We start from the raw sequence: 14,594 nt of genomic DNA, 5'->3' as shown, positions 1-14,594 counted from the left end.
CTTATCCCTTTTTCCGTGGCTCGGCGGTCGAGGTCTCGTTCCGGGTCACCTCGCGATACCACAACTCATGGTGTTTGCGCGCCCAGGCGCGGCTGACCCAGCCATGCAGCATGGCCCCGACCGAGCCCTTGATCCAGATACCGGCATAAATATGCACGATGATGCTCAACACCAGCACGAACGCCGCCAGCGCATGGAGCAATACCGCCAGGCGAATGCTGCCGATACCGAAATACTGGCTGAAATACGCCCGCCAGATCACCACTCCGCTGAACAGCAAGACCAGCATGCAGGCCAGCAGTGTCCAGAACAGCAGTTTCTGCCCGGGGTTGTACTTGCCGATCGGCGGTACGCCCTCCTCCTCGTTGCGGATCACCCGTTCCACCCGCTTGAGCCACAGGCGATCGTTGGCGATAAAGAAGTTGGCCCGCCAGAAACGGATCACCAGCCCGAGGAACAGCACGAACATCAACAGGCCCATGAACGGATGCAGGATGCGGGTCCAGGGGCCACCGCCGAACAGTTGGCTGAGCCAGAACAACGACGGGTGAAACAGCGCCAGCCCCGACAGACCGGCCATAAAGAACAGGATCGCCACCAGCCAGTGGTTGGTGCGCTGGTTGGCGGTATAACGCAGGATAGGCTTGTCGCTCATGGCCGTGGCTCCTCACCGGTTTTCGGATCAAAGACATGCACGCTCGGGTCGACCTGATGGACGCTGCTGTCCGGGGGCGCCGGATGGTCGTCCTCCTCCACCCGTTGCGGGCCGATGCGCACGTAGTGGAAAAAGCCCGCCAGCACCGCTACGCCCATCGCCAGCAGGCCCAGGGGCTTGCTGATGCCTTTCCACAATTCGACAAAGGGGCTGATGCTCGGCTGGTTCGGCAGGCCGGCGTACAGTGACGGCTGGTCGGCATGGTGCAGCACGTACATCACATGGGTGCCACCGACCCCGGCCGGGTCGTACAAGCCGGCCTGGTCGAAGCCGCGGGACTTGAGGTCGACGATACGCTCGGCGGCGTGCTCCTTCATGTCCTCCTTGCTGCCGAAGACAATCGCCCCGGTCGGGCAGGTTTTCACGCAGGCCGGCTCCAGCCCCACCGCCACCCGGTCCGAACACAGCGTGCACTTGTAGGCCTTGTGATCCTTCTGCGAGATGCGCGGGATATCGAAGGGGCAACCGGTGATGCAATAACCGCAACCGATGCAATGGTCCTGGTTGAAATCGACGATGCCATTGGCGTGCTTGATGATCGCCCCCGGGCTGGGGCAGGCCTTCAGGCAGCCGGGGTCGGCGCAGTGCATGCAACCGTCCTTGCGGATCAGCCACTCCAGGTTGCCGGCGGCAGTTTCATGCTCGGTGAAGCGCATCAGGGTCCAGCTTTCGGCACTCAGGTCCTGGGGGTTGTCGTAGGTGCCATGGTTATGGCCGACCTCGTCGCGCAGCTCGTTCCATTCCGAACACGCCACCTGGCAAGCCTTGCAGCCGATGCACTTGGTGGTGTCGATCAGTTTGGCGACTTCTTCCTGCTGGCGCACGGAGGGCGGCAAGGTGGTGGTCGCCGAACGGGCAATGATGTCTTGGCTGGCCATCAGATTTTCTCCACGTTGACCAGGAACGACTTGGATTCCGGGGTCTGTGAATTACCATCGCCGAGGAACGGCACCAGGGTGTTGGTCAGGTAGCCGTGCCGCGCCACTCCGGTGAATCCCCAGTGCAGCGGGATGCCGATATGGTGCACGACCTGGTTGTTGACCTGCAGCGGTCGAATCCGCTTGGTCACCACCGCCACCGCTTCGATATGCCCACGCTTGGAGCTGACCCGCACCCGATCGCCGGCAGCAATGCCTTTTTCCTTGGCCAGGACCTCGCCGATCTCGACGAACTGCTCGGGCTGGACAATGGCGTTGAGCTTGCAGTGCTTGCTCCAGAAGTGGAAATGCTCGGTCAGCCGGTAAGTGGTGGCGGCATAGGGGAAGTCCTTGGCCAGCCCCAGGGAGTCCCAGACCGAATCGAAGATCCGCGCCGCCGGGTTGCTGGTGACCTTCTTGTTGTCCGGGTGCAGCGGGTTGATGCCGATGGGGGTTTCGAACGGCTCGTAGTGTTCCGGGAACGGCCCTTCGGCCATCTTGTCGACGGCAAAGAACCGCGCCACGCCCTCGGGGTTCATGATGAACGGGTTCATTCCGGCTTCCGGCGGTACATCAGGCTTGTAGTCGGGCACATCGGTGCCGCCCCAGGCCTTGCCGTTCCACCACACCAGGCGTTTTTCCGGCGACCAGGGCTTGCCCTGGGTGTCGGCGGACGCGCGGTTGTAGAGGATGCGCCGGTTCATCGGCCAGGCCCAGGCCCAACCGAGGTGCTGTTTCATGCCGTAGGGATCGCTGTTGTCGCGCCGGGCCATCTGGTTGCCCTGCTCGGTCCAGCTGCCGCAGAAGATCCAGCAGCCCGAAGCGGTGCTGCCGTCGTCCTTGAGCTGGGCGAACCCGGCCAGTTGCTGGCCGGCCTTCATCGCAGTCCCCGTGGCATCGGTGAAGTCCGCGCTGGCGTAGCCGTTGATTTCCCGGGCCAGCTCCTCCGGCGACGGTTCATCGGCGATCTTGTAGGGCCAGCTCAACTTGAGGATCGGCTCGGGGAAGGCACCGCCATCGGCCTGATAACGTTGGCGAAGACGCAGGAACAATTCGCTCATGATCTTCACGTCGGTGCGGGTTTCCCCCGGCCCCTCGGCGCCTTTCCAGTGCCATTGCAGCCAGCGGCTGCTGTTGGTCAGCGAGCCGTCTTCCTCGGCGAAGCAGGTGGTAGGAAAACGAATGACTTCGGTCTGGATACTGCCGGTGTCGACATCGTTGTAAGGCCCGGCGTTGCGCCAGAACTCCGAGGTTTCGGTGGCCAGCGGGTCCATCACCACCAGCCACTTGAGTTTGCCCAGCGCCGTGGTCACCCGGTTCTTGTCAGGCAACGCGGCAATCGGGTTGAAACCCTGGCAGATATAGCCGTTGACCTGGCCTTTGCCCATCCGGTCGAACATGCGCAGGATGTCGTAGCCGGGGTTGTCGAGCTTGGGCAGCCAGTCGTAGCCCCAGTGGTTTTCGGCCGTGGCATTGGCGCCGTACCAGGCCTTCATCAGGCTGACATGGAACTTGCCGTAGTTCTGCCAGTAGGACAACTGGCCGGGACGCAAGGGCTTGAGGGCACGCTTGGCGATATAGGTGTCGTAGTCCTGCTCGGCATCGGAGGCCAGGGTCAGGTAGCCGGGCAGTGAATTGGACAACAGCCCGAGGTCCGTCAGCCCCTGGATATTCGAGTGACCGCGCAAGGCATTGACCCCGCCGCCGGGCATGCCGACATTGCCCAGCAACAGCTGGACCATGGCGGCGCTGCGAATGATCTGCGAGCCGATGGAGTGCTGGGTCCAGCCCAGGGCATAGAGAATCGTCATGGTCTTGCCCGGTTGCGAGCAGGTGGCGATCTCGTCCCAGATCTTGCGCATGGCGTCCTGGGGCATGCCGCAGGTCTGGCTCGCCAGTTCCAGGCTGTAGCGGCTGTAATGCACTTTCATCAACTGGTAGACGCAACGCGGATTCTGCAGGCTCGGGTCGACCTTGGCGAAACCATCCTCGCCCAGTTCATAACCCCAGGAGGACTTGTCGGTATAGGTGCGGCTGGCCGCATCGTAGCCGCTGAACAGCCCGTCCTCGAAGCCGAAGCCGGCTTTGACGATAAACGACACATCGGTGTAGTTGCGCACGTATTCGTGCTGGATCTTGTCCTCGGTCAGCAGGAAGTTGATCAGCCCGCCCATGAAGGCGATATCGCTGCCGGTACGGATCGGCGCGTAATAGTCGGCCACCGAAGCGGTCCGGGTAAAACGCGGGTCGACCACGATCAGGCGCGCCTGGTTATGGGCCTTGGCTTCGGTCACCCATTTGAAGCCGCACGGATGCGCTTCAGCGGCATTGCCACCCATCACCAGGATCAGATTCGCGTTGGCGATATCGGTCCAGGTGTTGGTCATGGCGCCACGGCCGTACGTCGGGGCAAGACTTGCCACCGTCGGGCCGTGTCAGACACGTGCCTGGTTGTCGAACCCCAGCATGCCGAGACTGCGAATGACCTTGTGGGTCAGGTAACCGGCTTCGTTGGACGCCGCCGAAGCCGCGAGAAAGCCGGTGGTCAGCCAACGGTTGACCGTCTGTCCCTGGGCGTTTTTCTCGATGAAGTTGGCGTCGCGGTCGGCCTTGATCAGGTCGCTGACGCGGTCCAGCGCTTCATCCCAGGAAACCCGGGTCCATTCCTGGCTGCCCGGCTTGCGCACCTGCGGGTACTTGAGGCGGTCAGGACTATGGATGAAGTCCAGCAGGCCGGCGCCTTTGGGACACAGGGTGCCGCGATTGACCGGATGGTCGGCATCGCCCTCGATATGGATGATGTCCTGGGCCACGTTCTTGGCGGTATCACCCTGGCTGTACATGATCAGCCCGCAACCGACCGAGCAATACGGGCAGGTGTTGCGGGTTTCATGGGTATGGGTGAGTTTGAAGTGGCGCACTTGCTCGGCAAAGGCGGGCGTCGGGGCCATGCCCAACGCGGCCAGGCTCGAGCCTCCAAGGCCGATGGCGGCGACCTTGAAGAACTGACGACGGTTGAGATCCATCGCGTACTCCCGATCAGGTGAAGGTCCCGGACAGGTGCCGGGCTCTTTGAAACGATCACGGTGGCGGCACAATTGCCGTCAGTTTCACTCTAGCCATGATTGGCGATTGTGCGACGTGACCTGATCATCGGTATTGGCGAGCGCTCAGGAGAGCTCGTGCAGCGCCTTGAGCAGTGGCACGCCGAGCTGGAATTCGGAAAATTCGACGTTCAATCCCCCGCGCTCCGGCGTGCAGCAGAACGGTCCCACCTGATAGGAGGCCGCCACCGGAAACGCCGCCAGTCGCACCAGCGGCCAGTGCTCGCCATCCACGGACACCTGGATACGCAATACCCCCAGCACCACGCTGACCCGCATCCAGAAATCCGTCGGCTCACCGGGAAACAGGCCGGTGGCCCAGTCGGATTGATTGGCGGTCAGCACGCTGCTGAGCATCGGCGCGCCGTCGCTGATCTCGAGGCCGGTCTTGACCCAGTGCTGCGGGTCCAGCCGCACCATCAGGCCGGCCTGGTCATACAGCTTGGAGAACTGTCCCTGGACCCGGACCTGGGCGCTGAAGTCGCCCTCGCTCTGCCGGTAAAGGAAGTGCCCGGAATCACGGGTGAAACCATAGTGGGTCTCACGCCAGAAGTCGCTATTACGGTCCGTGCAGACCCACAGCCGGTCCCCCTCATGACGCCATGTCTCGGGTTCGTTCAGCCAGTTCATCTGCTCAAACATGGGCGCTCCAATGCACGAGGTGGCCCGCGATTGATGTCACGCGCCCCGGGGTAGCCGCCGGCGTCGGCGGCCAGGATCAGTAAGCTATTTGCCGACAACCTTGGCCGTCACCGGCACGCCCTGCTGGCGAATCGAGCGCTGGGTCTGCAGCACGCGCTCCAGCGCCTGCTCGGCTTCGCGGTCCTGCATTGGCGCATGAATGGCTGCCGACACCAGGCTGATCAGCTTGGCCATGACTTCGGCATCCGTGGCCGGCCGCCCCAGGCTCATGGCCTGCATCAGGAAACGCAGTTCGGTCCCGGCAATCACCCCGGAAATCGCCTTGAGGGCGAATTGCAGGCGCACCCCGACTTCATTGCGCGGCATATCCGGCAGCGCCAGGGCGAAGGCCTTGAAGAAACGCTCGAAAACCGGCTGGTAATGCTCCTTGAGGTACTCCTGGATAAAGGGCGAGGTGTCGCTGTAGACCCGCCCCAGGAAGCGAATGAAGGAGCGGCTTTCATCACCGTCGCCGCTGCGTTCCAGGCCCATGGCCGGGGCGAACAGGACCCCCAGCAGGGTCTCGCAGTCCAGCGGGCCGTCCGCCTCCTCTTCGCATTTGGCCAGGAGTTCCAGGCGCTGTTCGTTGAGCGGTCCCAGGCGCTGCATGAGCAAAGCGGTCATCAGGGAATCCTTGTCCCCGAAGTGGTAGTTCACCGCGGCAAGATTGACCTGGGCACGCTCCGTGATCTGGCGCAATAACACGGCGTCGTAGCCGTATTTGATAAACAGTGCCTCCGTGGCATCCAGTAGTCGGGTCTTGGTGACATTCGGGGCACTGAGTTTCTTTGCGACCATATGTGAGGAGCCTTTGCGGGGTGAAAATTTGACCGAATGAACAGCGTTTTAAAAATAAATTTGATTTTTTATACCCGTGAAAACCTTTGAAAGCAAGCCTCTACGCCGGGTACCGTCGCTTATCAGGTGTTTGAGAACCATTTTATTTGGTTTCAAAAAAGACACATTTGGACGCCGTTTTGTGCAGGCTGTCCCTCGTCAGCAAGGCTAGCGCCTGCACCCTGTATGACTGGCCTGGACTGACCAATAAAATGTATCCAGTTGTCACAAAGCCCTGCCTGAAATGTCTTTGCCTTCCTTGAAACAGACGGCTAGCGTCGCTCCAAGATCACGGCTACTATTCAAACAATTATTTAAAATAAGAAAATAAACCCTGTGTTCGTCCCTGCCCGAGAACCGCCTGAGCGTTCCACAAAGCGCCCGGGACGGAGGCTCCTGTCAGGTCGAGCCGGCCGGCGCGATCAGCCATGACAGACACGATTGCTCACGAAGGCTTCATCTCCCTGCAAGGCATCGGCAAGCGTTATCGCCTCGCCGAACAAACCCTCACCATTCTCGACAATGTCTCGCTGTCCATCGAGGCCGGTGAAAGCTGCGCCATTCTCGGCGCTTCCGGCTCGGGTAAAAGCACCCTGCTCAATATCCTCGGGCTGCTCGACCTGCCTGACAGCGGCCACTATCGTTTTGCCGGTCATGACATCTTTCGCGCCAGCCCCGACCAACTGGCGGCGATTCGCAACCAGCAGATCGGTTTTGTCTTCCAGAGCTTCAACCTGCTGGCGCGCCTCAGTGCCCTGGACAATGTCGCCCTGCCCTTGAGTTATCGCGGTATCCCCCGTGGTGAATCGCTGACGCGGGCCATGGCCATGCTCGAACAGGTCGGCCTGGAGGAACGCGCGCACCATCGCCCCGCCGACCTCTCCGGCGGCCAGCGCCAACGGGTGGCGATTGCCCGGGCGCTGGTGGGCCAACCTTCGGTGATCCTCGCCGACGAACCCACCGGCAACCTCGACAGCAGCACCGCCCGGGAAATCATGGACCTGCTGCTGGAGCTCAATCGCGTCCGCCAGGTCACGTTGATCATCGTCACCCACGACCCGCAGATCGCCCAGCGCCTGGACCGGCAGATCCGGGTGCACAACGGCGTGATACTCGAGGCCTGCCCGGCATGAGCGTGCAGGTCGAACAAAGTGCCAGCCAGTTGTTCCACGAAGCCTTTGTCAGCCTGCGGACGCTGGGTAAACGCTCGATCCTGGCCTTGCTGGGGATTGTCATCGGCAGTTCATCGGTGATCGCCCTGATCAATATCGGCCACAACGCGGCCCAGGAAGCCTCGGCGATCTTCAAGGACATGGGCACCGACACACTGTCGGTGCAGTTTCCCGGCAATGCCGATATGCGCACGCCGATGCCGGCGACCCTCGATGTACTGTCGTTGGGCAAGGCGCTACCGGGCCTGCTGTTCACCGCGCCGATTACCCTTTCCAGCAGCGCGGTGGTGTTCCACGGGCGCACCACCAACGCCAATCTGGTGGGGAGCACTGAACAGTTGATGGGGGCCATGCGCCTGCAACTGGATGAAGGGCGTTTTATCTCCGACTTCGATCACGGCGAAACCTATGTCGTAGTCGGGCACAAGATCGCCCAGGCGTTGAGCAAACCTGGCGATCCATTGCGCCTGGGCGAGCGCATCCGCATCAATGACTACCTGTTCCAGGTGATCGGCATCACCCGCAGCCAACCGGCGGCCATCCTGATTCCTGTGCAGGCCGACGACTCGCTGTTCCTGCCCCTTGAAGGCCTGCGGCGGGTCATGAACGATCCGCAGATCAGCAACCTCATCGTGCGGGTTGCCCCCGGCCAGGACACCAATCAGCTCGCCGATGCCCTGACCCTGGCCTTGAAACAGCGCCTCAGGGGCCGTGAGGTCGAGGTCCAGGTGCCACAACAGATGATCGACGGAATGACCCGGCAAAGCCGGACCTTCGGTTACCTGTTGATGGCCCTGGGCGGCATTTCCCTGGTCGGCGGCGGTGTCGGGGTGATGAATGTGATGCTGATGAACGTCTCCGAGCGCCGTCGGGAGATCGGCGTGCGCATGGCGCTGGGGGCGCGGCGCAAGGACATCCGTAATCTGTTTCTGCTGGAGGCGGTCACCTTGACCGCCGTCGGTGCTTTATCCGGTGCGCTGCTGGGCATGGCCGCTGCCTACCTGTATGCGCGGATGTCCGGCTGGCAATTTTCCCTGGCAGTGCTGTCGCTGCCATTGGGGGTCGGCAGTACCCTGCTGGTGGGCCTGTTCTTCGGCCTTTATCCGGCGATTTCGGCATCACGACTGCAACCGGTGGAGGCCTTGCGCGATGAATAGACCCTGGCCATGGATGGCGCTGCTGCTCTGCCTGTCGTACGGCCCGGCCTTGGCCGGCGACGATCTGGTCGGCCAGCCGTCAGCCCCGAGCCTGCGGAGCAATCAGGCCCGTGGCGTATTGTTGAGCCAGCAGAACACCGACCTGACCCTGGGGGACGCGGTGTACCTGGGGTTGCGCAACAACCGCAGCATTCGCAGCGCCTACCTGCAACGGATCGCGCAGAAGTTCGACCTGCGGGTTTCTGAAGATCTCTTCAATCCCAAGCTGCTGATCAGTGGCACCTATCAGGCGAACCGGGGCTCCAAGGACAGCGCGCGCAATGCCACCCTCTCGCCGACCACCAGCCTGCTCAGCGAGTACGGCACTCGCCTGAGCATGGCCTGGACCCAGCAATTGACCAATGCCGATGTCGCCGGTCGTTATCGCAGCGACGGCCTTGACCTGGCGATCATCCAGCCGCTGCTGCGGGGCGCCGGCTGGGACGTGACCACCGCGCCGCTGCGGGTGGCGCGGATCGCCGAGCAGGTCAACCGCCTGAGCCTCAAGTCCAATGTCGCGCAGACCATCAGCGACATCATCACCTCCTACCGGGAAGTGCTCAGGTCCCAGGAGCAACTGACCATTACCCAGGACGCGCTCAAGCGCGCCCGTGCCCTGCTGGACGTGAACAAGGCGCTGATCGCCGCGGGGCGCATGGCCGAGTTCGAAATCGTCCAGACCGAAGCCGATATCGCCACCCAGGAACTGGGCGTCGAGGAAGCCCGCAACCAGGTGGATATCAATCGCCTGTCACTGTTGCGCCTGCTGGCCCTCGACCTGTCCACGCCGATCCACGCCACCGAGGCGCTGGAAGCCAACCGGGTGAGTATCGACAAGCAGGACGCCTTTCGTGTGGCCCAGGTCCAGCAGCCGGACTACCTGGCGTCCCTGCTCGGTAGCCAGCAGGCCGACCTGAACCTGGTGATCGCCAAGGACCAGAGCCGTTGGGATGTGTCGCTGGTGGCCGGGGCCAACCAGATTCGCGATCGCACCGACAATGACCTCGGCAATGTCGGCAGCCGCCGTTGGGACAGCTACGCCGGCGTGCAGGTGCAGATCCCCATCGGCGACCTCAGTACGCGCCAGGCCGAAGTGCATGCCCGGGTCGACGTCGAGAATCAGCAGATCATCCTCGCCGATGCCAAGCAGGCGCTGGAGCGCAGCGTCACCGACGTGGTGCGTGACCTGGGCACCCGCTGGCGACAATACGAGATTGCCCAGCGTGCCGTGGACCTGTCCCGGCGCAAGCTGGATATCGAGCGGGAAAAGCTCAGCGCCGGGCGCTCCAGCAACTTCCAGGTCCTGAGCTACGAAGGCGACCTGCGTAACGCCGAAAACGCCCGGCTCAATGCACTGATTGCCTATCTGAACGCCCAGACCCAGTTGGATCTGACCCTGGGCATGACTCTGGAGAGCTGGGACATTGCGCTCAATGACTACTGACAGAACGACCCGCCGCAAACGCTGGTTGCAGGGCGGCGCACTGGGGCTGCTGGTCGTGGCCGCCGCGACAGTGATCGGCTATCGCGCCCCCGCCGCCGATCAGCCGAAGAACGGCCAGTGGATCCCCGTGCAGGCCGCACCGCTGGTCCATCAGATCGGGCTGGTGGGCAAGATCGAGCCGCAGAAGACCATCACCCTGACCGCCCCCTTCGATGGCAATGTTCGCGCCGTGCTGGTGGAACAGGGACAGCGGGTCGAGTCCGGGCAGACACTGGTGCAGATGGACCCGGCGCTGCTGGAAATCCAGCTGCGCGACGCCTTGTCCGCCCAGCTCAAGGCGCGCCGCACCGTCCAGGAGTTGCAGGACTGGAGCAACAGCCAGCAGGTGGCCCGCTCCCGGCGCTCCCTCCGGGCGGTGGAAATGTCCGTCGGCAACAACGAGCGCAAGCTGCGCGAAAGCCAGACCCTGTTCCAGCGCGGCATCATCGCCCGCGGCGAGTTGGACGATCTGCAGCAGCAACTGCAAACCCAGCGCCTGGATCTGGCGGCGGCCCAGGGTGATCTGCAACAGGCCCTGGACCAGGGCAAGGGCGAATATCGCCAGATCGCCGATATGGAACTGACCAATACCACGGTCAAGTACGAAGCCTTGCGCACCTTGCTTGAGGGGAAAAATGTGCTGGCGCCGTTTGCCGGTATTGTCGTGCCGGCCCCGGGGGCGACCAGCCCGCCAGGCTCGACAACCACCAGTTCCGGGCCGGTACAGAACGGCAGCCGGGTCACCCAGGGGCAGGTGTTGTTCGGCCTGGCCAATATCGAACAGTTGAAGATCGTCAGCAAGGTCTCGGAACTGGACATCAACCAGCTGCACCAAGGCCAGAGCGTCGAGATCCTCGGGGACGGTTTTGATGGCGTGCGCCTCGACGGCGCCGTCGACATCGTCAGCAGCCTGGCGCTGCCCAGCGATGCACCCGGCGGCAGCGCGCAATTCCCGGTGACGCTCTCGGTACCGAAACTGAGCAAGGAGCAGTTGCAACGGGTCCGGCTGGGCATGAGTGCCCGGCTGAGCATCATCACCTATCGCAACGAGCGGGCGATCGTACTGCCGCCCGCGGCGCTCCAGCATGTCGATAACGGCCTGGTGGTGGAATACCGCGAGGCGGTGGATCAGCCGGTCAAGCGCGTGGCGGTCACCACCGGTCAGGCGACGCCGGAAGGTGTCGAGGTGTTCGGCTTGCAACCGGGGTTTGTACGGCTGTTGGAGTGACGCGCTGATAACTGTTGACCAGGCTACAACCGTGCTAAAGCGCCCTGCCCTTGCTGATGGATTTTCCTGCTGATCAAGAGGGTTTTACCTACAGCTAGAGCGGTTTTCTAGAAAGCTCCTACGTATATATCCGCCAATATGACGGCTATTAAAATCCGCTCATAACTAGCACCCGGCCACACCTGCTTTAGACTAAAAAAGTCGAGCTTTTTACCCTGTGTTCTCCTTACGCAGTGCACCTATTCTGTAGAGAACCCGCCATGTCCAATGATGATTGCGACCCATTACCGCCTGCCACCCTCAAGGCCGATAGCCCGGGCACGCTCGAGTCAAGTCCCGGCAATGGCGCCGCGTCGAACTCGGCACCCGCGTTGAGCAAGTTGATGGCACTGCGCGACGCATTGGTGGCACTCAAGGGCCCGTTGTCCGACGAGCCCGGCTTTCGGCAGGTGATCGAAAGCGTGCTGCTCAACAATGAGGTCCATGAGCGGGTATTGGGCAAACGGGTTGGCGGGCCTTTCAGCCCGCACCTACCCCTGCAACGGCGCTTTGAGATCGACCCCCAGGGCCTGGGCGAAAGCCTTGACCAGCGGGCTGCGCGTCGTGTTGTGGCGCAGGATCAGATTGAAGGGGGTGCAATAGCTGACCCGCTCCGGCATCAGCGCCCGCAATAAGCCTTTGGCCACCAGGGGGGCGGCATAGTGCTGCGGCAGGAAGCCAAGGAAACGCCCGGTCTGGACCAGCATCGCCACCGCTTCCACCTGGGACGCCGAGGCGGAAAAGCTGTCGTAGGTGACAAAGTCGAGTTTGTCGCGGTGGATGGCATAGCGGTGGTTGACGAACGGGTGCTCACGCAGCACTTCGACACTGTTCTGCGCGTCGTCCGAGTCGAACAGCGGGTGTCCGACACCACAGTAAGCCTCGGCGCGTTCTTCATAGAGCGCGAAATAATCGAACTCTTCTCTTTTTTGATAAACCGGTACTATGCCCGCAATATAACGACCTTCTACCACCCCTCGCTCAACTTCATCCAACTGTGCCGCGTGCAGGCGAAATCTCACCTTCGGTGACTCATCGTGAATCTTGCGTAACGCGGCAACTAACGGGGAATTAAGATCGGAAATGGTATTGTCCACCACCCCCACACTAAGATCGCCGATCAGTTCATTCTGAGCCGAACTAAGCCGGTCGCGAAAGTTGTCGACCGAAGCAAACAAATCAATCGAGGCCTGATACACCAGACTGCCCTCTTCGGTCAGGCAGAAGCCCTCCCGCCCTCGGGTACACAGGCGCATGCCAATGCGGATTTCCAGGTCGGAAATCTGCTTGCTGATGGCGGCCAGTCCCACATTCAGCTCATTCTGAGCGGCACTGAAGCCTCCGGCCTCGACCACCGCCTTGAACACTTTGAGTAACTTGAAGTCCAGTCCACTGAGGGCCAGGGGCGCTCGGTGTCCGGGTTTCGGCGCCGGGTTTCCAGAATTGGAAAGCTGGGTTTCCATCATGCTTATTGACCTCGAACCGCATATTCAACAGGCTTAGCTCCACAAGAAAAACGTCGCCGGTCGATAATAATGAACACAGAAATCCAGGCTTGGCAACCATCGGTATTTTTTGCAAATCAGCCACAAGTCGCTGATTGCAAGCGTTTAAAAGCCATTCTTTTGTACTTGTAGGTGTCCACGAGCGGCGTCTACAAGGATTCGTAATCTGCCCTCCTGATAGTGCATGACCCTGCCCCTCCCCGGACGGTTTGGCGGCGGTCCTGTGTTGAATCGATCATTTGCTGGAGGAAAACAACAATGGCTCAAGCCACCGACCGTCTCTGGGGCGCCCGTTTCAAGAGCGGCCCATCCGCTGCCCTGGCCGCCCTCTCCCGTTGCCCGGATCGTTATTTCCGCCTCACGCCGTATGACCTCGCCGGTTCCCGGGCCCACGCCCACGAATTGCAGCGGGCCGGCCTGCTCGACGAGCAGGAAACCCGAAGTATGGTCGAGGCCCTGGACACCATCGGCGAAGATTTTCGCGCCGGCCGGGTCGCCCCGACCCTCGACGACGAGGACGTACACACCTTTATCGAGCGCCTGCTGACCGAGCGCCTCGGTGCCCTGGGCGGCAAGCTGCGCGCCGGGCGTTCGCGCAACGACCAGACCGCCAATGACCTGCGCCTGTTCCTGCGTGACCATGTACGCACCCTGGCGGTGGAAGTCCTGGCCCTGCAACAGGCGCTGGTCGACCAGGCCGAGCAGCATGTGCAGAGCATCTGCCCCGGCTTCACCCACCTGCAACAGGCCCAGCCGATCGTGTTCGCCCATCACCTGCTGGCTCACGCCCAGGCGATGTTGCGGGATGTCCAGCGTCTGGTGGACTGGGATGCCCGTACCTCGCTGTCGCCCTTGGGCGCCGCCGCCATGGCCGGCTCGGCCATCGCCCGCCAGCCGCAGCAATCGGCACGGGAAATGGGCTACAGCGGCGTCTGTGAAAACTCCATCGATGCGGTGGCCAGCCGCGACCATGTCGCCGAGTTCCTGTTTGTCGCCAGCATGCTCGGGATCAATATCTCGCGCCTGGCCGAAGAGTTCTGCCTGTGGTCGTCCCGGCAGTTTCGCTGGGTGGCGCTGGACGATGCCTACGCCACCGGCAGCTCGATCATGCCGCAGAAGAAAAACCCGGATATCGCCGAGCTGGCGCGGGGCAAGGCCGGCCGTCTGATCGGCAACCTGACCGGACTGCTGTCGACCCTCAAGTCCTTGCCACTGTCCTACAACCGCGACCTGAGCGAAGACAAGAACGGTGTGCTCGACAGCGTCGACACCCTGTTGCTGGTGCTGCCGGCCATGGCCGGGATGGTCGCGACCATGACCGTCAACGTCGAGGAATTGCGGCGCCAGGCGCCCCTGGGCTTCACCCTGGCCACCGAAGTCGCCGACTGGTTGGCGGTGCGCGGCGTGCCGTTCAAGGAGGCCCATGAAATCACCGGTGCGCTGGTCAAGGCCTGCGAAGCCGGCGACCTGGAATTGTGGGAAGCGAGCCCGGCACTGTTGGCCGAGATCGATCCGCGCCTGACCCCGGACGTGCGTGACTGCCTGACCCTGGAAGCCGCCATCGCCGCCCGTAGCGGTTGGGGCGGAACGGCGCCTGAGCAGGTTCGCGAGCAGATCGCCCGGTTGAAAGTCGCACTCGAAGCGCAGCGTCAATGGGCCGCCGAATACGCCGGCCTGCGCCTTTCCTGAATGCCAGAAACAAAGGCGGTGCCCCGGC

11 protein-coding genes and 1 pseudogene are annotated in these 14,594 nt (G+C 62.3%); 6 read left to right on the top strand and 6 right to left on the bottom strand.

The window, feature by feature from the left end:
- Position 1 precedes the first annotated feature (1 nt).
- The 5 genes from CWE01_RS24700 to CWE01_RS24675 form a co-directional block, all read right to left on the bottom strand.
- A complete protein-coding gene (locus CWE01_RS24700; protein ID WP_100943164.1) occupies positions 2 to 655 on the bottom strand; it encodes a formate dehydrogenase subunit gamma in 654 nt (217 codons plus the stop codon).
- A complete protein-coding gene (gene fdxH / locus CWE01_RS24695) occupies positions 652 to 1,593 on the bottom strand; it encodes a formate dehydrogenase subunit beta (protein WP_100943163.1) in 942 nt (313 codons plus the stop codon). Before fdxH ends, CWE01_RS24700 begins: the two co-directional genes overlap by 4 nt.
- Positions 1,593 to 4,658, bottom strand: coding sequence for a formate dehydrogenase-N subunit alpha (fdnG, locus tag CWE01_RS24690; RefSeq protein WP_157815268.1), 3,066 nt, complete (start codon positions 4,656 to 4,658; stop codon positions 1,593 to 1,595). The genes fdxH and fdnG overlap by 1 nt, the downstream gene beginning before the upstream one ends.
- A gap of 144 nt (positions 4,659 to 4,802) precedes the next feature.
- On the bottom strand, positions 4,803 to 5,378 hold the full coding sequence (locus CWE01_RS24680) for a DUF1349 domain-containing protein (RefSeq protein WP_100943160.1): 576 nt from the start codon (positions 5,376 to 5,378) through the stop codon (positions 4,803 to 4,805).
- An 84-nt stretch (positions 5,379 to 5,462) separates the two neighbouring features.
- The gene (locus tag CWE01_RS24675) at positions 5,463 to 6,215 is read right to left on the bottom strand and encodes a TetR/AcrR family transcriptional regulator (protein ID WP_100943159.1); all 753 of its coding nucleotides are present in this window, start codon (positions 6,213 to 6,215) and stop codon (positions 5,463 to 5,465) included.
- Positions 6,216 to 6,682: 467 nt separating this feature from the next.
- On the opposite strand from CWE01_RS24675, the gene CWE01_RS24670 reads away from it, so the two are divergent.
- The 5 genes and pseudogenes from CWE01_RS24670 to CWE01_RS33960 form a co-directional block, all read left to right on the top strand.
- Positions 6,683 to 7,387, top strand: coding sequence for an ABC transporter ATP-binding protein (locus CWE01_RS24670; protein ID WP_100943158.1), 705 nt, complete (start codon positions 6,683 to 6,685; stop codon positions 7,385 to 7,387).
- Positions 7,384 to 8,583: an ABC transporter permease gene (locus CWE01_RS24665; protein WP_100943157.1), complete on the top strand. Its 1,200-nt coding sequence runs from the start codon at positions 7,384 to 7,386 to the stop codon at positions 8,581 to 8,583. The genes CWE01_RS24670 and CWE01_RS24665 overlap by 4 nt, the downstream gene beginning before the upstream one ends.
- Positions 8,576 to 10,066, top strand: coding sequence for a TolC family protein (locus CWE01_RS24660; protein WP_100943156.1), 1,491 nt, complete (start codon positions 8,576 to 8,578; stop codon positions 10,064 to 10,066). Before CWE01_RS24665 ends, CWE01_RS24660 begins: the two co-directional genes overlap by 8 nt.
- Positions 10,056 to 11,333, top strand: a complete 1,278-nt coding sequence (locus CWE01_RS24655) for an efflux RND transporter periplasmic adaptor subunit (protein ID WP_100943155.1) — start codon at positions 10,056 to 10,058, stop codon at positions 11,331 to 11,333. Before CWE01_RS24660 ends, CWE01_RS24655 begins: the two co-directional genes overlap by 11 nt.
- A 365-nt stretch (positions 11,334 to 11,698) precedes the next feature.
- Positions 11,699 to 11,836, top strand: a pseudogene (locus tag CWE01_RS33960) (type VI secretion system contractile sheath small subunit); the annotation flags it as partial.
- Positions 11,837 to 11,863: 27 nt separating this feature from the next.
- Here CWE01_RS33960 and CWE01_RS24645 read toward each other — a convergent pair.
- Positions 11,864 to 12,835, bottom strand: coding sequence for a LysR family transcriptional regulator (locus CWE01_RS24645; protein ID WP_100943284.1), 972 nt, complete (start codon positions 12,833 to 12,835; stop codon positions 11,864 to 11,866).
- A gap of 300 nt (positions 12,836 to 13,135) precedes the next feature.
- Between CWE01_RS24645 and argH the strand changes: the two genes are divergently transcribed.
- Positions 13,136 to 14,566, top strand: coding sequence for an argininosuccinate lyase (argH, locus tag CWE01_RS24640; RefSeq protein ID WP_100943154.1), 1,431 nt, complete (start codon positions 13,136 to 13,138; stop codon positions 14,564 to 14,566).
- Positions 14,567 to 14,594: the final 28 nt, after the last annotated feature.

This window comes from Pseudomonas sp. QS1027 (assembly GCF_002814235.1).
Taxonomy (GTDB): Bacteria; Pseudomonadota; Gammaproteobacteria; order Pseudomonadales; family Pseudomonadaceae; genus Aquipseudomonas.
Note: the sequence above shows the minus strand (reverse complement) of the source record. Positions and strands in the feature narration are given on the sequence as shown.